Consider the following 19,658-nt stretch of genomic DNA (forward strand, 5'->3'; position numbering starts at 1 on the left):
ATTTCCCAAAAGGAAGATCGAGGGTGGCATGGAGCCCGACACCGCGCGATTGAAGCGCGCCATCATCGTGCCCAAAACGGCGATGCTGGCATTGGAAGGTGATGGCAGCTTCGGAACGGGCGGGGCGCGCTTCAAAGCCGCGCAAGCGATCGAGCCGGCCACCCAGTTGGCGGCATCGGCGCTCCGCATGAAAAGCGCACTCGGTCGTCTGGCCCTCGACGCGGACGGCGATCAGTTCGCTTTCGCCCGGCTGACGCAAGGCACAGCTGACGGGGTTGTGAAATCTCTGAACAATATCAACGCGATGATGGTGATATCGCGCGACATGGAAAAGCTGAAGGATGCAGCCTCCGCCATCGACTCGGACTTTGTCGTGGTCGACGACTTCGATCTGGCCATGCCATCGGCCGGGCTGCGCTACACCGAGTTCCAGAAGCGCCATTTCAGGACGACCGACGCGAAAGCCGACCGGGAGATGCGGGAAGCGAGCGGAACGCTGCAGGCCCACAGGAGCGGAATCCGGGGCGACAATGTTGCCGTCGGCATTCTGGATACGGGTGTCGACGCGGACCATGTCGAATTCCGCGGACGACGCGTCCTGTTCCGGCACATCGGCTACTATCCCGGGGCCGGAGAGGCGCCGCGCATCGTCCGGGGATTCGATACCGACGGGCACGGCACCCATGTCGCCGGCATTCTGACGGGACGCAAGGTGGGGGTCGCACCGGGCGCTCTTCTGCATTGCGCCAGCGTCATCGAAAGCGAAACCATGCGCACCAGCATGGTCCGGACGGTCTATGGTCTCAACTGGATGCTCGGCCATCTCAAGCTGGACCCTGCGGTCCCGGCGGTTCTCAATCTTTCCCTGGGCTTTCCGGCTGTCGACAACGTTGACGAGAAAGGCCACAAGACGCGCCTCGCAACGATCCGGTACATGATCAAGAACCTGATCGCCAACGATATTCTGGTCGTATCCGCGATCGGCAACGAAGGTCCCGGGACCTGCGGATTCCCGGCCGCATTTGACGAGGTGCTCGCCGTTGGGGCTGTCGACGCCTTCGGAAGGACGGCCGATTTCTCGGGGTCGTGCACGACCGGCGGGACCAAGAAGCCGGACATCATGGGCTTCGGAGTGAATGTCCTATCCGCCGTGGAGCGCGACGTGGACGGCCGTTCGCTCTATACGCGGATGTCCGGAACCAGCATGGCAGCCCCGTATGTGGCCGGAATCGCGACCCTCTATCGGTCCGCCTATCCGAACGAACCGGTATCTGCCATCATTGACATGATAAGGTCGACCGCCATCTACCTCGGCAAGTCGACACAAGGAGCGGAAGCGGGACTGGCCGCTTTCCAAACGAATCCGTAACGGACCGATGGTGGCTCATGGCCGCAATGGCAAAAGCGGGGACGGTGCGCCCCTTGCCGGGAAGTCCGGCCCAACGGGATGGCGAGTTGTATCTCGTCCTGCCAAAGCTGGCCGACCAGGAGCCGGGGCTTGGGACGCGCGAATGGCTGGCGCGGCAGCGGGCTGCGCTGCAGGCCGTCCGGCACGATATCGAGTCGGTGCTTGAAGCCAAGAAGCTCGTCGGCCAGGTGCGGTTCGAGGATGCGCTCGACATCGGTGCGCTCGTGATTCGTTCGAATTCCGAGGTGGCCGACCAGATTCGTGAGCTCGAGAGCGTCGATCAGGTGGTGGCCGACGGCCTCCTGTGATTCGCCTTTCGCTGGATTTGACGAGACCCGCGGCCGGGCCGATGATCACGCCCGGCGTCAGGGGGGCGAATCCATGTTCGATTTCACGAAGATCCTGCTCGAAGCCCAGGGCGGCGAGGCGATGCGCAACCTGGCGCGGCAGTTCGGCATCTCGCCGGACCAGTCGCGGGCGGCCGTGGACGCCATGATGCCGGCCTTCGCCGCGGCCATGCAGCGCCAGATGACCGATCCGAAGGCGCTTCAGGCGCTGTTCGGCCTGATGACCGGGCAGGCCGCCCAGCCGCGCAACCCCTATCTCGACGCCATGCAGGCCTTCACGCCGGAAGCCATGAAGGCCGGCAACGATGCGCTCATGGCCATGTTCGGGTCCAACGAGGTGACCAAGGCGGTCGCCGACCGGATCGCGGCGATGAGCGGGGTCGGCCAGCAGGTGCTGCAATCGATGATGCCGGCCGTCGCCGCCATGCTGATGGGCGGTCTCGGCACCTCGCTGCCGCAGGATCCGGTCGCCCGGATGGTCGCCGCCTTTTTCGATCCCGCGCGCGCCCAGGACAGCTATGCCGGCTTCGGCGACATGATGCAGAAGTGGATGCGCGACGGCGCCGCCAATGGCACCGAGGCCTTCGCGAGCCTGGTCCAGCAGTTTGCCAAGGCCGTGCCGCGCCCGACCGGCGAGACCGAGACCATGGAGGACTTCCTCAAGCGCGCGCCCAACCCGGCCGGACCGCAGACGCTGATGGAGGAGGCCTTCGGCGCCTTCGTGCGCGGCTTCAACCGCGGTCGCCCGGAAAAGAAGCCGGAGCCGGAGGCCGCGCCCGACGAACTCGGCGCCTTCATCGGCCAGATGTTCCAGGCCGGCCAGGAGGCGCAGGCGAGCCAGATCCAGGCCTTCGAGCAGATCTTCGACCAGTTCTGGAGCCAGAAGCGCTGATCCCTGTTCGCCGGCGCAATGGCACGGCGCCTTGAGGCCGCGTCCCCGTCACCGGCGGACGACCCGGAGGCCGTCTCCGCGGCAGCCGTGATCGCCGCGACCCCGCGATCGCCCGGCGCGATACGCCCACGGCCTACTGTCCACGGCCCACTGCTCACTGCTCACTCTGCCCATTGCCTACCTGCCCACCTGCCGATTCCCCCTGAAAGGTCCGATGCTCAAGCTCGTCCTGGTCCCGGCCACGCTGCTCGTCGTCTCGTGGGTCGGAATGCGATTCGGACCGCGCGCGTCGGGATGGCTCGCCGGCCTTCCGGTCATGGCCGGCCCGATCCTGTTCCTGCTCGCCCTCGAGCGCGGACCCGCCTTCGGCGCGGCCTCGGCGACGGCCTCACTGCCGGCTCTGGCCGGTACGGTCGCCTTCAACACCGTCTACAGCCGCCTGGCGCTGGCCGGGCGCGGCCCGGTGACGGCATTGGCCGGTGCGGTCGTGATCTGGGTTGTGATCGCCTTTCTGGTCTCCGGCCTGCCCCACCATGTGCCGCTCGGTCTCGCCATCGCGCTCGGCGCCCTGTTTCTGGGGCCGCACGCGATCCCGAAGCCCGACGTGCCGCTTTCGGCGCCGCCGCTGACGGCCGGAGCATTGGCCTTTCGGATGATCGCCGGGGCGGCGCTGACGGTCGCCGTGACCGGTATCGCGGCGCCGCTCGGACCGGCCTGGAGCGGTCCGATGACGCTCTTTCCCGTGGTCAGCGCGATCCTCGGCGTCTCATCCCATCTCTGGCAGGGCGGCGCCGTGGCGGCCGTGCTGCTGCGCGCCCTGATCATCGGCATGGTCTCGCTCGCCGCCTTCCTGGCGACGGCCGCGCTGCTTCTGGAGCCGCTCGGCCTCGCCGGAGGCTTCGCAGCGGCGATCGCCGCCGCCCTGGCCGCCCAGGCCGCAACCTGGCGCTCGGGCGCCGCCAGGCCGGCGGCACGCAACGACGGGCGGTCTGCCTCGTAGCGCGCCGCGGGGCACGGGCGTGGCCTCGAAACGACGGAAGGCCGTCCGTCCCTCGGACAGGCACCAATCCCTCTTGGAAACACGAGAGGCCCGTCCGGGGAGCGGACGGGCCTCGGTCCTTACCGAGAAGCAATAGAGGCCCGTCCGGGGAGCGGACGGGCCCCGGTCCTTCCTGAAAGCAATAGAGGCCCGTCCGGGGAGCGGACGGGCCTCTGGCGCGGGTCGGCGGGATGCGGGGGAACGACCCGCGCTTATGGGGTTTACTCGACCGCTTCACCGGTGAGCCGGGCGGCGCGCTGCGCCTCGCGCTCGATCGCCTGGGCGCGAAGGCCCGCGCGCCGCTCGACCGCGAAGATGCGCAGCCGGGTGCTCGGATCGGTACCGGTCGGCGAGGACAGGGCCGCGGTCACGTCGCCGCGCATCAGGCCGATATCGGCCAGCATCCGGTCGTCGAACTCGAGCAGGTCGCCGACGACCCGACGGTTTCGCCAGGACCGCACCAGGCTTGCGACCACCGACACGGCCCCGCGGACGACAGCCGCGGCGCCACCGCCGAGCCGGTGAAGGGGACGAGTTGCGATTTCTGCCATATGCATGATGCGCTCCTTTCGAGATCGCGAGACGACTCCGGCCCCGGCGGCGAAATCCGCGCGGGGGTCTGGTTTGGGGTTGGCGTTAAGGGTGACGGACACACCATGCGGATCGCGCATTGATTAGTCCAACGAATGTTTCTAATCTCAAACTTCACCGGACTTGATGGATAGGCAGCACCATGGGCGGCATCCTGGATCTCGACCAGTTGAAGACCTTCGTGGCGATCTGCGAGAGCGGCAGCTTCACCAAGGCGGCCGACGTGGTCCACAAGACGCAATCGGCGGTTTCCATGCAGATCCGCCGGCTGGAGGAGCGGATCGGCAAGGCGCTGTTCGCCCGCGACGGACGCCAGTCGCGGCTGACGCCGGACGGGGAACGGCTGCTCGCCTATGCCCGCCGCATGGTCAAGCTCAACGACGAGACGCTCGCCGCCTTCGCCGAGGCGGAGCTGACCGGCCGCGTCCGGCTCGGCACGCCGGACGACTATGCCGACCGCTTCCTGCCGGAAATCCCGGCCCGCTTCGCCCGCTCGCATCCGCGCGCCGAGGTGACCGTCATCTGCGCGCCGACGACCGACCTCGTCACCATGATGCGCGAGGACGAACTGGACGTGGCGATCATCACCCATGTGCGCGCGCTCGGACCGGCCGAGGTGGTCCGGCGCGAGCCGCTGCTCTGGGTCACCTCGCAGCGCCACGCCACCCACGAGGCCGATCCGCTGCCGCTCGCGCTCGGCCGCCCGATCTGCACTTGGCGCCGCGCCGCCCTGGAGGCCCTGGAGACGGTCGGCCGCCGGCACCGGCTGGTGCTGGTCAGCTGGAACGCGACCGCCTATGGCGCGGCCGTGCTGGCCGGCCTCGCCGTCTCGGTGGTGCCGGAATCGGCGCTCCGGCCGGGCATGCGCGTCCTGACCGAGGCCGACGGCTTCCCGCGCCTCGCCCCGATCGAGATCGGGCTCCTGCGCTCCTGGCACCATACCTCGCCGGTCATGGACGCGCTTGCCGGCCACATCGTGCAATCGCTCGATAACCTCTCCCCGGCCGCCATGATGGCGGCGGAATAGCGGGCACCTTCGGCGCCCGGATGCAGTCTGGTGATGGATCACTCAATCCCTCGCCGTTGCTGCCGGGCGGCCCATCCGGTCCGGCCGGCACACCATGGCGCCGCGGCGACCGGCGACGGTTCGGTCGCGCCCGAAGCATCGGGGCGCATCCAGGCGTAGGATCGGGAGCATGAGAGAAGGACCCGATATCGCAACCCTGGCCGCGGCGATCGGCGATCCCGCGCGGGCCGGCATGCTCGACGCGCTGATGTCGGGGCTGGCCCTGTCGGCCGGGGAACTCGCCCGCGAGGCCGGCATCACGCCGCCGACGGCGAGCGCCCATCTCGCCCATCTGCGCGCGCTCGGCATCGTGGTGATGGCCGTGCAGGGGCGGCACCGTTATTTCCGGCTGGCCGGCGCTCCGGTGGCGGAGGCGATCGAAAGCCTGATGGGCACCGCCGCGCGGCTCGGGCAGTTGCGGACCCGGCCCGGACCGCGCGACGCGGCCCTGCGGCAGGCGCGCATCTGCTACGACCATCTGGCCGGCAAGGCCGGCACCGACCTGTTCGATACCCTGGCGGCGGCCGGACATCTGGCCTTCGGGCCGGACGGACTGGCGCTGACGGCGTCCGGCGCCGGCGCCTTCCTGGCGGTGGGCTTGGATGTCGGCACGCTGGAGACGCGGAACCGCCCGGCCTGCCGGGCCTGCGTGGACTGGAGCGAGCGGCGCGACCATCTCGCCGGGGCGCTGGGCGCGGCCGTGCTCCGGATGGTCGTCGCGCGCGACTGGGCGCGCCGCGAGCCGGGCAGCCGGGCCCTCGGCTTCACCCCGAACGGCCAGCGCCTGTGGGCCGGCTTTCTCGACCGGTTGGCGCAGCCGACCGGACAACGCGCCGCCATCCGCGGCACCGGGTCGTGAGGCGGATGGCGGCCGAGCCGAACCAGGATCCGGATCTGAATCGGGATGGGATCGTGATCGGGATCCTGCGCTCCTGGTACCATGCCACGGCGGTCATGGACGCACTTACCGGCCAGATCGGGCACGCGCTCGACAACCTCTCCCCAGCCGCCATGAAGAGGGCGGCGGAGCGGCTTCTTGATCTTTCGATCGCGCAGACCTACTTTTGGTGCAACCGAACGAGGTGGATCATGATCGAAGGCGTTGGATTCCGGTGAGTGGTCCGAGGGCGCGACAGGGACCTTACCGGTCGCGGGCCGCTCGGAAGTTTGATCTCTTTCTGATAATTCTCGGCCTCGCCTCGGCCGCGGCCGGGATTACGGTCTGCTATTACACGGCGGATGCGTCACAGCCGAATTGGTCTTCCATTTCGTCGGTTCTTGCTGCGTTCATCGCCTATATCGCGTTTGCCATCAATGCGCGAATGAACAAACTCAATGCGAGAAAGCAGCATACCATCACGTTCATCTCGCAGACTCGCTTCAACAGTCAAACCTACGGTCTGCACTCGGCGGCTATTCTGGACTTGCGCAGAGCCCTTTCCCGACGGCTCAACTATGACGACCTGAAAGATCGCAAGCCCAAGCCCGAGGGGTCCGATACGTTCTTGGATCACGCCTACTGGCTGCTGAACTATTGGGACTTCGTGGCCGTTGGCTGCTACGAGACGGACCTCGATTTCGAAACCGTTCACTTGAACTTGCGCGGCGCCGTCGTTCGCGTCGTGCTGGAGCTGCGATGCGTCATCGCGGAGGTGCGCCGCACAGAACCGCGGGCCTGGCAGCATCTCGTCTGGCTGTTCCTTTACTTCGCGGATGAAAGCGACATCCGGCTTGCCATGCCCGACCTGGGTCCGAAGCCCGATTTCCTCAGTCCGCAGGAAACCTTCATCTGGGAAACCAACGGCGGGGACTGGCGGCGATCGAGCCCCCGTTGGTTCTGAAAAGGCGCATCCGGACGGTGCAGCCCCACGACTTTTGAGTCAGCGGCAGCGATCACGGAAGTCCGCCGGTCGGATATCTGTCTCTCATCGTGCGGGGCACCGGCCCGATGGCCTCAACCCCGCTCCTTCTCGACCACCGCCAGCGACACGGTCGCGTGGCTGACCAGGCGTTCGCTGCCGGATTCGACGGCGTAGACCTTGGCCTCGGCGAAGCTGACGCGGCTGCCGGCCTTCAGCACCTCGCCGCGACAGATCAGCTTCTCGCCGCGCGCGGCGACCATCAGGCTGAGCTTCAGTTCGATGCTGAGGATGATCTGATTCGGGGCCGTCAGGGTGATGCAGGCGGTGCCGGCCGTGTGGTCGGCCATGGCCGCCTGGACGCCGGCATGGACGTAGCCGTTCTGTTGCAGGTGGCGCTCGGCGAGATCGAGCTCGGTCACGACGCGGCCGGGCTCGATGTCGATCAGGCGGCAGCCGAGATCGCGGATGAAGGCTGCCGAATTGAAGGTCTGCAGCGTCTTCTGGATCCAGTTCGGATCGCGCGTTTCCAGTCCGGCCATGGCCATCCCCCCTCCGACGCCGCCTGGGGTGACGGCATCCGACGGGGTTCCTAGCCGTTTGCCGCCCATCGGACCATGGGCCGTTCGGGCAGATCTGTCCGGCGGCGGCCCGGATGTCAGACCGGCTGCACGGTCACGACCTGGAAGGTGTGCAGGTCGCCGTCCTCGTCGCGGATCGAGACATATTCGCCGACATTGAAGGCATGGGCGCCGAAGCGGTAGCCGGCCTCGTCGTCCTCGTCGCCGGCAATATCGTAGCGGAAGGCCCAGCTGCCGCCCGGGCGGTGCACCAGATGGCCGACATCCTCCTCCTCGCCGCCCCAGAACCGACGCACGCGGCACTTCTCGCGCGCCTTCTTCCAGCCCTCCGCGTCGATGTGGCCGTCGGCATCGAGCGGGGCGACGAATTCGTAGCCGTGCCGCGCGGAGCCGTTGGGATGGTCCTTGGTGCGTGCCAGATTGAGGCGGATCTTCTTCAGGTTCATGGGTATCTCCTCTGTCCCGTCGTCTCCGGGATAGAATACCGGCAGGCGGCGGCATTGATGTCCGTCAACGGATTCGCATACGTCCGGGGCAGAATGCGCGGCAGCGAGGGAACCGGACCATGACGACCGTCGACCAGGATGCGATCAGGGCCTTTCTGAGCGATCCCGCCAGCCATGTCGCCGACGGTCCGGTCGACGTGATCGAGACCCACGCCAACATGATCTTCCTGGCCGGCCCCCTCGCCTACAAGATGAAACGCGCGGTGCGGTTCCCGTTCCTCGACTATTCGACGCTCGCCTTGCGCGAGGCGGCCTGCCGACGCGAGATCGCGGTCAACCGCGGCCCCTCGGCGACGATCTATCGCGGCGTCGTGCCCGTCACCCGGGCCGCCGACGGCCGGCTCGCGCTCGGCGGCGCCGGCGAGCCGGCCGAATGGCTGGTGGTCATGACCCGGTTCGACGAGGCCGCGACGCTCGACCGGCGCCTGCACGCCGGCCCGCTGCCGGCCGCCCTGGTCGAGGACCTGGCCGCGACCGTCGCCGCCCTGGAGGCCGATGCGCCGCGCCGTGCCGCCGAACCCTGGATCGCCGACCTCGCCGCCTATGTCGAGCAGAACGATGCCGCCTTCCGGGCCGCCCCGGATCTCTTCCCCCCCGCCGCCGTGGCGGGTCTGACCGCGGCGGCGCGGCAATGGCATGGCCGGCTCGCCGATCTTCTCGCCGAGCGCGGCCGGCTCGGCCGCATCCGGCTGCTGCATGGCGACCTGCATACCGGCAATGTGGCGCTGATCGACGGCCGGCCGGTGCCGTTCGACGCCATCGAGTTCGACGACGCCATCGCGACCGCCGATCTCCTCTACGACGCCGGCTTCCTGGTGATGGACCTCGACGAGGCCGGCCACCGGGCCGAGGCCAATCTGCTGCTCAACCGGCTCCTGGTCGAGACGGTCCGGCGCGAGGCGGCGGCCGATCCGTCGGCGGACCCGGCCGGATTGGTCGCCTCGCATGCCGAAGGCCTCGCCGCCCTGCCCTTCTTCCTGATGATGCGTGCGGCGATCCGCGCCAAGGTGACCCACGCCAAGGCCGCGCATCTCGATGCCGCCGGCCGGGCGGCCGCCGAGGCCGAGGCGCGCCGCTATTTCGACTATGCCGGCGCCCGGCTCGATCCGACCGAACCGGTCCTGGTCGCGGTCGGCGGCCTGTCGGGCACCGGCAAGTCGACGCTGGCGCGCGCGCTCGCGCCCGGGCTCGGCCGGCGGCCGGGCGCGCTGCATCTCAGATCCGACGTGATCCGCAAGCTGGTCGCGCGCGTCGACGAGACGGCGCCGCTGCCGCCGGAGCGCTACACTCGCGCGGAGAGCGACCATGTCTACGAGGCGGTGCGGTCGGCGGCGAGGGCCGGTCTGGCAGCCGGATCGGCGGTGATCGTCGATGCCGTTGCGGCCCGCCCCGAGGAACGCGCCGCCCTGGCGCAGATCGCGGCCGCGGCCGAGGCGCCCTTCTTCGGGCTCTGGCTGGAGGCCCCGGCGGATGAGCGGCTGGACCGGGTCGAAGGGCGCCGGGGCGACGCTTCCGATGCCGGCGCAGCCGTGGTCCGGATGCAGGCCGACTACGATCCCGGACCGATCGACTGGATCCGGATCGATGCCTCGGGCGGCCCGGACGCGACCGCCGGCATCGCCCGGCAGGCGCTGTCGGCCGCCGGGCTGGCGGTGTCAGAAGCCGTATGAGCGAAGCATGGCGGCGGCGCCGACGCCGAGCAGGACCGCGACCAGGTCCTTGCGGATCACCGCCATCGCCACCGCCGCGACGGCGAGGCCGACGATCGCCACCACGCCGCCGCGCAGGGCGACCGGCAGGATGGTGGCGATGATGATCGCGCCCGGCAGGGCCTCCAGCCCGCGCCGGACCCGGCCGGTCAAAGGAATCCGGCCCATGATCAGGTAGCCGCCGGTGCGCAGCAGCAGGGTGACCAGCGCCATACCGACGATGGCCACCAGGGGCGTCAGGCCGTCCTCCATCAATGCCCCTTTGCCGGGCCGCCGGCCCGGTCTGCGCGGTTGTCGCTCGGGTCCTCGGGGCGGCGACTACGGTCGGCCGGCTCGGGTTGAGGAGCCAAGGCACCGGCGACGGAGCCGGCGAGCGCGCCGGTCAGGATGAACCAGTAGCCCGGCAGCAGCGCCGAGGTCGCCGTGGCGACGAGGCCGGAGACCAGCCAGGGCATGGCCTGCCGGAGGCCTTTCCACATCGGCACCAGCATGACGACGAAGAAGATCGGCATGACCAGATCGAGCGCGATCGTGCGCGGATCGCGCAGGAACGTGCCGAACAGATGCGCCGGCACGGTCGCGGCCGTCCAGACGACCCAGAGCAGCAGGCCGGAGCCGAGGAAGATGCCGCGGTCGTTGCCGCCCTCGGCATGGTAGCGCAGCGCGATCACCCAGTTGGCATCGGTCATCAGGCCGAGCGACGGATAGACCGACCGCGCCGAGGACGACCCGAACCAGGGCCTGAGCGCGGCACCCATCAGCACGAGGCGCAGGTTGATGGCCGCGCAGACGCCGCAGACCGCGACCACCACCGGCAGGGTCAGCGGCTCGTGCCAGATTTCCATGGCAACCATCTGGGCGGCGCCGGCGAAGACCAGCCCGCTCATCAGCATGGCATCGCCGAGCGACAGCCCCTTCTGCATGGCCAGCGCCCCGAAGGCCATCGAGAAGGCGGTAATGCCCGGCAGCAGCGGCAGCGTCAGCCGCATGCCGATCAGGCATCCGGCCCAGGTGATCGGAGGAGGATCGGCGGACATGCGGACGGGAGCCCCGGAGCGACAGCGACAGTCCCGATTATCACGGGAATCGATGGTTGCCGTCGGCAAAGGAACGCCGCCCTCCGCATGGCAGACCGTCGATCGGATCCGGACGGGCTTCAGCGCGGCAGGATCAGCAGGGCGCGGAAATCGTTGACGTTGGTCAGCGTCGGGCCGGTCACCAGCCGGTCGCCGAGGGCTTCGAAATAGCCGTGGCCGTCATTGTCGGCGAGGCTCGCGGCACTGTCGATGCCGAGCGCGCGGGCGCGGGCGAGCGTGTCCGGGGTGACGAAGGCGCCCGCCACCTCCTCGGCCCCGTCGACGCCGTCGGTGTCGCCGGCGACCGCCCAGACCCCCGGCAGCCCGCGCAGCGCGACCGCAAGACCGAGCAGGAACTCGACATTGCGCCCGCCGCGCCCTTGGCCCCGCACCGTGACGGTGGTCTCGCCGCCGGAAATGATGGCGGCCGGCGCCGGCACGGGCTGGCCGTAGGCCGCGGCCTGGCGGGCGATGCCGCAGAGCACGCGGGCGACCTCGCGCGCCTCGCCCTCGATGCAGTCCGACAGGATCAGCGGCGTCACGCCGGCGGCGCGCGCGACCGCCGCCGCCGCCTCCAGCGACCGCTGCGGCGTCGCGATCATGTGCACCTCGTGGCCGTCGAAGAGCGGATCGCCGGGCTTCGGCGTCTCCTCGGCAGCCCGCTCCAGATGCGCGATCACGGCCGGCGGGCCGTCGATGCCGTAGCGGGCGAGGATGGCGCGGGCATCGGCGAAGGTGGTCGGGTCGGGCACGGTCGGACCGGAGGCGATCACGCCGGGCTCGTCGCCGGGCACGTCGGAAATCAGCAGGGTGGCGATGCGCGCCGGTGCCGCCGCGGCGGCCAGGCGCCCGCCCTTCACGGCGGAGAGATGCTTGCGCACCGTGTTCATCTCGCCGATATCGGCGCCCGACCGGAGCAGGGACCGGTTGATCGCCTGCTTGTCCTCCAGCGTCAGTCCGTCGGCGGGTGCGGCCAGCAGGGCCGAGCCGCCGCCGGAGATCAGGGCGACGACCAGATCGTCCGCCGTCAGGCCGCGGACCTTCTCGAGGATGCGTCCGGCGGCGGCCCGGCCGGCGGCGTCCGGCACCGGATGGGCGGCCTCGACGATCTCGATCCGATCGCAGGGCACGCCATGGCCGTAGCGGGTGACGACGAGGCCTTCGAGCGGACCGTCCCAGGCCTGTTCGAAGGCACGCGCCATGGCGGCAGAGCCCTTGCCGGCGCCGATCACGATGGTGCGGCCCTTCGGCCGCGCCGGCAGGAAGCGGGGCACCAGGAGCGCCGGGTCGGCGGCCGCCACGGCGGCGCGGAACATGCGGTCGAGCAGGTCGCGAGGATCGGCGATCACGAGCGGGCTTCCTCCCTGGCGCAGAGGCTTCCGGGTCCTGCCCGGCGCCCGGTCCTGCGGCGCATCCTTCGAATGGTGCCTGTCCCGGAGCGTGTCACCCGAACGCCGTCCCCGGTCAAGCCGCCGGACGATAGTCCGCCCCCACGCCCCGCGCGATGCGACATGGTCGGCGGCGGTAAGGGGGGCCGTCAGACCTTCGCGGTTATCTGTGGCCAGGAGCCGTGTTCCCGAACGGGAACATTTTCTCCAGGCGATGCCGGTGCACCAACCCAAGTTCCCGCTCGGGATCTTCTTACCGTTCGGAATCGCCCGCCGCGTGGGTCAGGAGGCCGTCGCGGTACTGGCTTTCGAGGGATTGGGCGGTCGGGTCGCCGTCGAGGCTGCCGGCGGCGACCAGGGCGGCGAAACGGCCGCCGCGGGCGACCAGTTCGTCGAAGGTGCCGCGTTCGGCGATGCGGCCGGCCTCCATGAACAGGATCTGATCGGCGGAGCGGATGGTCGACAGGCGATGGGCGATGACGAAGGAGGTGCGGCCCTCCGACAGGCGCTCCAGGGCGCGCTTGATGCGGGCCTCGGTCTCGGTGTCGAGCGCGCTGGTCGCCTCGTCCAGGATCAGGATCGGCGCATTCTTGAGGATGGCGCGCGCGATGGCGAGGCGCTGGCGCTCGCCGCCCGACAGCGACCGGCCGCGCTCGCCGGCGCGGAAATCATAGCTGCCTGGCTTGCCGGTGACGAAGACATCGCATTCGGCCAGCCGGGCGGCCTCGCGGATCTCGGCCTCGGTCGCCTCCGGCTTGCCGATGCGCAGATTCTCGGCGATCGAGCGGTCGAACAGGCCGGGATCCTGGAACACCACGCCGATCGCGCGACGCACGGAATCGACCTTCACGTCGGCGATGTCCTGGCCGTCGATCAGGATGCGGCCGCGATCGGGATCGCGCACCCGCTGCAGCAGCGCGACGGCGGTCGACTTGCCCGAACCGGTCGGCCCGACGATGGCGACGGTCTCGCCGGGCTTCGCCTCGAAGGAGATGTCGGTGATGCCGGTGTCCGAGCCCGGATAGCGGAAGCTGACCCGGTCGAACACGACATGACCGGCGGTGACCGCCAGATCGGTCGCGCCGGGCTTCTCGACGATGGTCGAGCTCTGGTCGAGCACGTCGAAGAACTGGCGCATCGCCGCTGCCTCGAAGACGAGGCGGGACAGGAAGAAGGTCAGCTGGTCGAGGCGGCCGATCAGCGCCGTGGCAAAGCCGATGAAGCTGACGATCTCGCCGACCGTGATCGCGCCCTGCTGGTGCAGCGAAGTGCCGAGCGCGAACAGCGAGACGATCGTGATGGTCGCCGCGCCGCGGGTCATGACGGTGGTCAGCGCCCACCAGGTCAGGACCGGAAGCTGCGCCTTGAGCAGGTTGTTCATCACCCCCTGCAGCGCGCGCGTCTCCTCGGCCAGGCGGACGAAGCTCTGCACGACGGTGACGTTGCCGATCACGTCGCCGACGCGACCGGAGAATTCGGCGTGGTGGCGCGAGGCCTCGGCCTGGCCGTAATGGGTCTTGGTGACGACCAGCGCGCTCAGGCCGATATAGATCACCATCAGGGCGGCGAGCAGCAGGCCCATGTGGAGATTGATCCACAGCGCGGTCGGCAGCAGCACGATCAGCATCACGATCGAGGTCAGATGCTCGCGGAACATGGCGAGCCAGAAGGCGAACAGGTTGTCGGCGCCCGACAGCATGATCGAGATCAGGCGGCCGGACTGGGCCTGCGAATGGAACGCGGCCGGCAGCGCGACGACATGCTCGAAGAACTGCTTCATCACGCCGACCCGGCGGGTATGGGCGATGCGGTCGGCGTGGAGCGCGACGAAGATGTTGGCCGCCACACCCGCGAAGCCGAAGCCGGCCCACAGGCCGACCAGCCCCATGGCCGGCTTGCCGGTCGACAGGGCGTCGATGACGCGGCCGAACAGCAGCGGCTCGGCCAGTTGCAGGAAGGCGAGCGCGATGCCGGTCGCCGTCAGCGCGAAGGCAAAGCCGCGCTCCGGGCCGAGCAGCTGGATGGCGCGGGCATAGATCTTCAGGAAGGGCATGGCGACCGCCGAATCTCGCGGGGCACGGCGATCCGGCCGGCCCTTTTCGATCCTATACGCAATTCGCAACGCCCCGGCACCGGTCGGCGCATCGGCAGGCCGCCGGCGTTCACGTGATGTGAAGGCCGCCATGCCAGGATCGCCACGATCCACGGCGACCGGCAGGGTTTCATGACCGACAGTTCCCTTCATCTCGGCAACGGCGGCGGGCTCGTCGAGCGCTCGCCGGTGCTGGCATGGGCGAAGCGCGCCCTGACCATGGCGCCCGCGGCAGCGCGCCGGTCGCCGCCGCGCTTCTTCGGCACGCTGGTCTTCTTCGTCGCCCTGATCGTGCTCACCGTGCGCGGTGCGGCGCTGCTGAAGGATGCCGACACGCTCTGGCACGTCTTCGTCGGCACCGGCATCCTGGAGACCGGCCGCTTCCCGACCGTCGACACCGCCTCCTGGACCATGGCGGGAACGCCCTGGATCGCGAAGGAATGGCTGTCGCAGGTCATCCTTGCCGCCGCCCAGCGCGCCGGCGGCTGGCCGCTGGTCGCGCTGACCGCCGCCGCCGCCGCCGCGCTCGCACTGGCCCTGATCGCCCGCGAGGCGGCAACCCGCCTTCCGCCGGCCATCGCCGCGCTGATCGCCGCGGCGGCCTTCACGCTGGTCGCCGGCCATACGCTCGCCCGGCCGCATGTGCTGGCCTGGCCGGTGATGATCGGCTGGACCATCGTGCTGATGCGCGCCGCCGAGGACGGCCGCGCGCCGAGCCCCTTCGCCGCCATCCTGATGGCGCTGTGGGCCAATCTGCACGGGTCCTACCTGTTCGGCCTCGCCCTGATACCGGCCTTCGGCCTGGAGGCGCTGTTGCGCGCGCCCGCCGGCCGGCGCACCGAGACGGCGCTCGGCTGGCTGCTGATCCTGGTGCTCGCGCCGGCCGCCACCATGGCGCATGCCTACGGACCGGGCGCGCTCTTCGCCGCCGGCAAGGTCCTCGGGCTCGGCAGCGCCGCCGCCTTCGTGGCCGAATGGGCGCCGACCGATCTCGGCCGCTTAAGCGGCGGCAAGATCGCCATCCTGGCCGGCATCGCCGCCCTGGTGTTGTCGCCCGGCCGCCTGCCGCCGATCCGCGTCGCGCTGCTGATCGGCCTCCTCGACATGGCGGTCTCGCACGAGCGCCATCTCGCCATGCTGGGCTTGATCGCCCCGCTGATCCTGATCGAACCGATCGCGGAGCGCGCCGGCGCGGGACGTGCGGAAGGGGATCAGACGGGCGGTCGGCTATCCGGCTTCGGCCTATACGCGGCCGGCGCGGCGGCGCTCGCCGCGCTCGCCTTCACCGGTATGGCCGCGCTCGGCGCCCTGACCACGCGGCCGGATCTCCTGCCGATCGCCGCCCTCGACGCCGCCAAAGCGGCCGGGGTCACCGGCCAGGTCTTCAACGAATACGAGTTCGGCGGCACGCTGATCACGCGCGGCATCCCGACCTATATCGACGGCCGCACCGAGCTTTACGGTCCGGAGCGGCTGACCACCTATGTCGCCGCGACCGGCGTCTCGACGCCGGGCACGCTCGAAAAGGTTCTGTCGGACAGCCGGATCGGCTGGACCCTGCTGCGCCCCGACCAGCCGGCGGCGGCGCTTCTCGACCACCTGCCCGGCTGGCACCGCATCTATGGCGACGAGGTCGCCGTGGTGCACAAGCGCATCCCCTGACGACCCGCCCCTGACGACCGCATCCCTTCCATCGCGAGGACGGCCCGTCGCCGTGCGGCGGGCTCCGTTCGCGCCGGGACCGGCCGGCCGATCGGCGGGACGGCCTATTCGGCCGCCTCGGCCGCCGTCCAGGGCTTCGGCTTCTCCCAGCGCAGCTTCGGCGAGCGGGCCGCGCGGGTCTCGTCGAGGCGGCGGCGCGGGGCGAAGCGCGGCGCCTGGGTGAAGCGCTCGGTCTCGCCGCGCTTGGCGGACAGGACGAGATCGCGCAGCGTGGCGACGAACAGATCGAGGCTCGCCTTGGACTCGCTCTCGGTCGGCTCGATCAGCATGGCGCCGTGGACGACCAGCGGGAAATACATGGTCATCGGATGGTAACCCTCGTCGATCATCGCCTTGGCGAAATCGAGCGTGGTGATCCCGGTCTCCTTGAGGAAGCCGTCGTCGAACAGCACCTCGTGCATCGAGGGATGGTCCGGGAAGGGCAGCGTCATCAGGTCGGCGAGGCCGGCGCGCACGTAGTTGGCGGCCAGGACCGCATCCTCCGAGGCCTGCCGCAGGCCGTCCGTGCCGTGGCTGAGCATGTAGGCGAGCGCCCGGGTAAACATGCCCATCTGGCCGTGGAACGCGGTCATGCGGCCGAACGGGGTCTCGCCCGGCGCGGTGCCGGCTTCGGTCTCGACCAGCACCGGCCGGCCTTCCTCCAGGTGGATGAAGGGCAGCGGCGCGAAGGGCGCGAGGCGCGACGACAGCACCACCGGACCGGCGCCCGGCCCGCCGCCGCCATGCGGCGTCGAGAAGGTCTTGTGCAGGTTGATGTGCATGGCGTCGACGCCGAGATCGCCCGGCCGCACCTTGCCGACGATGGCGTTGAAGTTCGCGCCGTCGGCATAGAAATAGGCCCCGGCCGCATGCACGGCCTCGGCGATCGCCGCCACCTCCGGCTCGAAGATGCCGCAGGTGTTCGGATTGGTCAGCATGATCGCCGCCACGTCCGGCCCGAGCAGGGCCTTGACGGCCTCGACATCGACCGTGCCGTCGGCGCGGGCCGGCACGTCGCGCACCGTCATGCCGATCAGCGCGGCGGTGGCCGGATTGGTGCCGTGGGCCGATTCCGGCACCAGCACCACGTTGCGCGTCTCGCCGCGGGCGCGGATGGCGGCCTTGATGGCCATCATGCCGCAAAGTTCGCCATGGGCGCCGGCCTTCGGGCTCATCGCGACCGCATCCATGCCGGTCAACCGGCACAGCCAGCCGCCCAGATCGGCGATCACGTCGAGCGCGCCCGGCACGGTCGAGACCGGCTGCAGCGGATGTACGTCGGCGAAGCCCGGCAGCCGCGCCATCTTCTCGTTGAGGCGCGGATTGTGCTTCATCGTGCAGGAACCGAGCGGATAGAGCCCGGTATCGATCGAATAGTTGGAGCGCGACAGGCGCACATAGTGGCGCATGGCCTCCGGCTCGGTCAGGCCGGGCAGGTCCGGCGCCGCCTTGCGGGCGAGCCGGCCGAGCCGCGGCGCGAGGCCGTCCGGCGCGGGCAGGTCGACGCCGGTCGTCTCGGCGCGGCCGATCTCGAAGATCAGCGGTTCCTCGACGCGCAGCGCGCGGTTGCCGGTGAAGGTCCACGGCGTGGCCGCCGGCGTGCCCTCGGCAGCGGCGGCGCCCTCGGGACGGGTGGGGCGACCCTGGTCGTTCAGCATGGTGTTCGTCCTCTCCCGGCTCAGATCACGGCCGCCAGGGCCTGCGCGTAGGCCGCGCGGTCCTCGTCGGTGTTCACTTCCGTGGCGGCGACGACGATCAGGTCGTCGAGGCCCCGGCCCGGCTCCAGGCGCGAGACGGCGAGCCCGCCGAGGATGCCGCGTTCGGCCAGCCGCTCGATCACGGCGGCCGCATTGCCCGGCACACGGACGGTGAATTCGTTGAAGAAGCCGTCGTTCAGCACCTCGACGCCGGGCACCCGGCCGAGCGCATCGGCGAGCCTGATCGCGGCCTCGTGGTTGAGCCGCGCCAGCCGCTCCAGCCCGGCGCTTCCGAGCAGCGTCATGTGGATGGTGAAGGCGAGGCAGCACAGGCCCGAATTGGTGCAGATATTCGAGGTCGCCTTGTCGCGGCGGATATGCTGCTCGCGCGTCGACAGCGTCAGCACGAAGCCGCGCCGGTTCTCGGCGTCGACGGTCTCGCCGCACAGCCGGCCGGGCATCTGGCGCAGAAACTTCTGCCGCGTCGCCATCAGGCCGACATAGGGGCCGCCGAAGCCGAGCGCATTGCCGATCGACTGGCCCTCGCCGACGACGATGTCGGCGCCCTGCCGGCCGGGCGGCTCGATCAGACCGAGGCTGACCACCTCGGTGAAGACCGCGATCAGCAGCGCACCGCAGGCATGCGCCTTCTCGGCGATCGGGGCGAGATCGATCAGGTGCCCGTAGAAGGACGGCGACTGCACGACCACGCAGGAGGTGTCGCGGTCGATCGCCGCCAGGATGTCCTCGGTGCCGAGCGGATCGGGCGGCAGGGCCTGCACGCGATCCTCGGCCATGTCGGACAGGGTCTCGACGACGGCGCGATATTGCGGATGCAGCCCGCCCGAGACCACCGCCTTGTTGCGGCGGGTCAGCCGGTGGGCCATCAGCACGGCCTCGCCGGTCGCCGTCGAGCCGTCATACATCGAGGCGTTGGCGACCTCCATGCCGGTCAGTTCGGCGACCTGGGTCTGGAACTCGAACAGATATTGCAGCGTGCCCTGCGTGATTTCCGGCTGATAGGGCGTGTAGCTGGTCAGGAATTCCGACCGCTGGATCAGGTGGTCCACCGTCGCCGGGACATGGTGCTTGTAGGCGCCGGCGCCGACGAAGAAGGGTACCGACGAGGCCGGCACATTCTTCGCGGCCATGCGGCCCATCAGGCGCTCGACCTCCAGCTCGCCGCGCATGCGCGGCAGGTCGATCAGGTCGGTCAGCAGCTTGTCGGCCGGCACGTCGGCGAACAGTGCATCGATGCCGGGGACGCCGATACGGGCGAGCATCTCGGCCCGGTCGGTCGCGGTCAGGGGATGATAGCGCATCGCGGCCTCACAGCGTCTCGAGGAAGGCCTTGTAGGTCGCCTCGTCCATCAGGTCGCCGGTGTCGGTGCCCTGCGGGACGTGCAGCCGGACGAACCAGCCCTCGCCTTCCGGATCCTCGTTGACGAGGGCCGGATTGTCGGTCAGCGCCGCGTTGACCTCGAAGACGGTGCCGGCGATCGGGGCATAGACCTCGGAGGCCGCCTTGACGGACTCGACGACCGCCGCCTCCTTGCCCTTGTCGATCGCCTTGCCGGTCTCGGGCAGCTCGACATAGACGACATCGCCCAACTGGGCCTGGGCATACTGGCTGATGCCGATCGTGGCCATGTTGCCGTCGATGCGGATCCACTCGTGGTCTTTGGTGTAGAGGGTCATGGGACGGC

Annotated in this window: 20 protein-coding genes; 10 read left to right on the top strand and 10 right to left on the bottom strand. The window is 69.9% G+C overall.

All coding sequences use genetic code 11. The features are described 5' to 3' along the window. Positions 1–28 precede the first annotated feature (28 nt). The 4 genes from KL771_RS08000 to KL771_RS08015 all read left to right on the top strand — a co-directional run bounded on the left by KL771_RS08000 (position 29) and on the right by KL771_RS08015 (position 3,647). Positions 29–1,369, top strand: a complete 1,341-nt coding sequence (locus tag KL771_RS08000) for a S8 family peptidase (RefSeq protein WP_261968017.1) — start codon at positions 29–31, stop codon at positions 1,367–1,369. An 86-nt stretch (positions 1,370–1,455) separates the two neighbouring features. Next, a complete protein-coding gene (locus KL771_RS08005) occupies positions 1,456–1,716 on the top strand; it encodes a hypothetical protein (RefSeq protein ID WP_261968018.1) in 261 nt (86 codons plus the stop codon). 73 nt (positions 1,717–1,789) lie between these two features. Beyond that, a complete protein-coding gene (locus tag KL771_RS08010) occupies positions 1,790–2,647 on the top strand; it encodes a DUF937 domain-containing protein (protein ID WP_261968019.1) in 858 nt (285 codons plus the stop codon). Between the two features lie 214 nt (positions 2,648–2,861). Beyond that, complete coding sequence (locus KL771_RS08015; protein WP_261968020.1) at positions 2,862–3,647, top strand: hypothetical protein; 786 nt, start codon at positions 2,862–2,864, stop codon at positions 3,645–3,647. Positions 3,648–3,907: 260 nt separating this feature from the next. Here KL771_RS08015 and KL771_RS08020 read toward each other — a convergent pair whose 3' ends face one another. Next, on the bottom strand, positions 3,908–4,357 hold the full coding sequence (locus tag KL771_RS08020; protein ID WP_261968021.1) for a DUF1127 domain-containing protein: 450 nt from the start codon (positions 4,355–4,357) through the stop codon (positions 3,908–3,910). A 62-nt stretch (positions 4,358–4,419) separates the two neighbouring features. On the opposite strand from KL771_RS08020, the gene KL771_RS08025 reads away from it, so the two are divergent. The 4 genes from KL771_RS08025 to KL771_RS08040 all read left to right on the top strand — a co-directional run bounded on the left by KL771_RS08025 (position 4,420) and on the right by KL771_RS08040 (position 7,184). Next, positions 4,420–5,304 carry a LysR family transcriptional regulator gene (locus tag KL771_RS08025; protein WP_261968022.1) on the top strand — a complete coding sequence of 295 codons (885 nt, stop codon included), beginning with the start codon at positions 4,420–4,422 and terminating at the stop codon, positions 5,302–5,304. A 169-nt stretch (positions 5,305–5,473) separates the two neighbouring features. Then, positions 5,474–6,202, top strand: a complete 729-nt coding sequence (locus KL771_RS08030) for an ArsR/SmtB family transcription factor (RefSeq protein WP_261968023.1) — start codon at positions 5,474–5,476, stop codon at positions 6,200–6,202. Between the two features lie 5 nt (positions 6,203–6,207). Further along, positions 6,208–6,459 (top strand): hypothetical protein, encoded by a 252-nt coding sequence (locus KL771_RS08035; RefSeq protein WP_261968024.1) that lies wholly within the window; start codon positions 6,208–6,210, stop codon positions 6,457–6,459. Beyond that, entirely contained in the window at positions 6,456–7,184 is a 729-nt protein-coding gene (locus tag KL771_RS08040; protein WP_449301120.1) for a DUF4760 domain-containing protein, read from the top strand. Before KL771_RS08035 ends, KL771_RS08040 begins: the two co-directional genes overlap by 4 nt. A gap of 113 nt (positions 7,185–7,297) precedes the next feature. On the opposite strand, the gene KL771_RS08045 is transcribed toward KL771_RS08040, so the two are convergent. Continuing rightward, positions 7,298–7,744 (bottom strand): PaaI family thioesterase, encoded by a 447-nt coding sequence (locus KL771_RS08045; RefSeq protein WP_261968026.1) that lies wholly within the window; start codon positions 7,742–7,744, stop codon positions 7,298–7,300. A 116-nt stretch (positions 7,745–7,860) separates the two neighbouring features. Further along, positions 7,861–8,229 (bottom strand): hypothetical protein, encoded by a 369-nt coding sequence (locus KL771_RS08050; RefSeq protein ID WP_261968027.1) that lies wholly within the window; start codon positions 8,227–8,229, stop codon positions 7,861–7,863. Between the two features lie 119 nt (positions 8,230–8,348). Here KL771_RS08050 and KL771_RS08055 point away from each other — a divergent pair, with 119 nt between their 5' ends. Next, positions 8,349–9,959, top strand: a complete 1,611-nt coding sequence (locus tag KL771_RS08055) for a bifunctional aminoglycoside phosphotransferase/ATP-binding protein (RefSeq protein ID WP_261968028.1) — start codon at positions 8,349–8,351, stop codon at positions 9,957–9,959. Here KL771_RS08055 and KL771_RS08060 read toward each other — a convergent pair. The 4 genes from KL771_RS08060 to KL771_RS08075 form a co-directional block, all read right to left on the bottom strand. Continuing rightward, positions 9,945–10,250 carry an AzlD family protein gene (locus KL771_RS08060; RefSeq protein WP_261968029.1) on the bottom strand — a complete coding sequence of 102 codons (306 nt, stop codon included), beginning with the start codon at positions 10,248–10,250 and terminating at the stop codon, positions 9,945–9,947. The genes KL771_RS08055 and KL771_RS08060 overlap by 15 nt on opposite strands. Further along, positions 10,250–11,035 carry an AzlC family ABC transporter permease gene (locus KL771_RS08065; protein WP_261968030.1) on the bottom strand — a complete coding sequence of 262 codons (786 nt, stop codon included), beginning with the start codon at positions 11,033–11,035 and terminating at the stop codon, positions 10,250–10,252. Before KL771_RS08065 ends, KL771_RS08060 begins: the two co-directional genes overlap by 1 nt. A 119-nt stretch (positions 11,036–11,154) precedes the next feature. After that, a complete protein-coding gene (locus KL771_RS08070; protein WP_261968092.1) occupies positions 11,155–12,420 on the bottom strand; it encodes a glycerate kinase type-2 family protein in 1,266 nt (421 codons plus the stop codon). Between the two features lie 295 nt (positions 12,421–12,715). After that, positions 12,716–14,515, bottom strand: a complete 1,800-nt coding sequence (locus tag KL771_RS08075) for a glucan ABC transporter ATP-binding protein/ permease (protein ID WP_261968031.1) — start codon at positions 14,513–14,515, stop codon at positions 12,716–12,718. A gap of 171 nt (positions 14,516–14,686) precedes the next feature. Here KL771_RS08075 and KL771_RS08080 point away from each other — a divergent pair, with 171 nt between their 5' ends. Then, the gene (locus KL771_RS08080; protein WP_261968032.1) at positions 14,687–16,216 is read left to right on the top strand and encodes a hypothetical protein; all 1,530 of its coding nucleotides are present in this window, start codon (positions 14,687–14,689) and stop codon (positions 16,214–16,216) included. Positions 16,217–16,320: 104 nt separating this feature from the next. On the opposite strand, the gene gcvPB is transcribed toward KL771_RS08080, so the two are convergent. From gcvPB to gcvH, 3 genes are read right to left on the bottom strand one after another with little or no spacing between them, the layout of a single operon-like run. Next, positions 16,321–17,913: an aminomethyl-transferring glycine dehydrogenase subunit GcvPB gene (gene gcvPB, locus KL771_RS08085; RefSeq protein WP_261968033.1), complete on the bottom strand. Its 1,593-nt coding sequence runs from the start codon at positions 17,911–17,913 to the stop codon at positions 16,321–16,323. Between the two features lie 20 nt (positions 17,914–17,933). Continuing rightward, on the bottom strand, positions 17,934–19,274 hold the full coding sequence (gene gcvPA / locus KL771_RS08090) for an aminomethyl-transferring glycine dehydrogenase subunit GcvPA (protein WP_261968034.1): 1,341 nt from the start codon (positions 19,272–19,274) through the stop codon (positions 17,934–17,936). A 7-nt stretch (positions 19,275–19,281) separates the two neighbouring features. After that, positions 19,282–19,650 carry a glycine cleavage system protein GcvH gene (gene gcvH, locus KL771_RS08095; protein WP_054360431.1) on the bottom strand — a complete coding sequence of 123 codons (369 nt, stop codon included), beginning with the start codon at positions 19,648–19,650 and terminating at the stop codon, positions 19,282–19,284. Positions 19,651–19,658: the final 8 nt, after the last annotated feature.

It is taken from the genome of Prosthecodimorpha staleyi, from assembly GCF_018729455.1.
GTDB lineage: Bacteria > Pseudomonadota > Alphaproteobacteria > Rhizobiales > Ancalomicrobiaceae > Prosthecodimorpha > Prosthecodimorpha staleyi.

Coding starts and splice junctions, on each gene's coding strand:
- KL771_RS08000 (WP_261968017.1), top strand. CDS start 29: ATGGAGCCCGACACCGCGCGATTGAAGCGCGCCATCATCGTGCCCAAA.
- KL771_RS08010 (WP_261968019.1), top strand. CDS start 1,790: ATGTTCGATTTCACGAAGATCCTGCTCGAAGCCCAGGGCGGCGAGGCG.
- KL771_RS08015 (WP_261968020.1), top strand. CDS start 2,862: ATGCTCAAGCTCGTCCTGGTCCCGGCCACGCTGCTCGTCGTCTCGTGG.
- KL771_RS08020 (WP_261968021.1), bottom strand. CDS start 4,357: ATGCGCGATCCGCATGGTGTGTCCGTCACCCTTAACGCCAACCCCAAA.
- KL771_RS08025 (WP_261968022.1), top strand. CDS start 4,420: ATGGGCGGCATCCTGGATCTCGACCAGTTGAAGACCTTCGTGGCGATC.
- KL771_RS08030 (WP_261968023.1), top strand. CDS start 5,474: ATGAGAGAAGGACCCGATATCGCAACCCTGGCCGCGGCGATCGGCGAT.
- KL771_RS08035 (WP_261968024.1), top strand. CDS start 6,208: ATGGCGGCCGAGCCGAACCAGGATCCGGATCTGAATCGGGATGGGATC.
- KL771_RS08045 (WP_261968026.1), bottom strand. CDS start 7,744: ATGGCCGGACTGGAAACGCGCGATCCGAACTGGATCCAGAAGACGCTG.
- KL771_RS08050 (WP_261968027.1), bottom strand. CDS start 8,229: ATGAACCTGAAGAAGATCCGCCTCAATCTGGCACGCACCAAGGACCAT.
- KL771_RS08055 (WP_261968028.1), top strand. CDS start 8,349: ATGACGACCGTCGACCAGGATGCGATCAGGGCCTTTCTGAGCGATCCC.
- KL771_RS08060 (WP_261968029.1), bottom strand. CDS start 10,250: ATGGAGGACGGCCTGACGCCCCTGGTGGCCATCGTCGGTATGGCGCTG.
- KL771_RS08065 (WP_261968030.1), bottom strand. CDS start 11,035: ATGTCCGCCGATCCTCCTCCGATCACCTGGGCCGGATGCCTGATCGGC.
- KL771_RS08075 (WP_261968031.1), bottom strand. CDS start 14,515: ATGCCCTTCCTGAAGATCTATGCCCGCGCCATCCAGCTGCTCGGCCCG.
- KL771_RS08080 (WP_261968032.1), top strand. CDS start 14,687: ATGACCGACAGTTCCCTTCATCTCGGCAACGGCGGCGGGCTCGTCGAG.
- gcvPB (WP_261968033.1), bottom strand. CDS start 17,913: ATGCTGAACGACCAGGGTCGCCCCACCCGTCCCGAGGGCGCCGCCGCT.
- gcvPA (WP_261968034.1), bottom strand. CDS start 19,274: ATGCGCTATCATCCCCTGACCGCGACCGACCGGGCCGAGATGCTCGCC.
- gcvH (WP_054360431.1), bottom strand. CDS start 19,650: ATGACCCTCTACACCAAAGACCACGAGTGGATCCGCATCGACGGCAAC.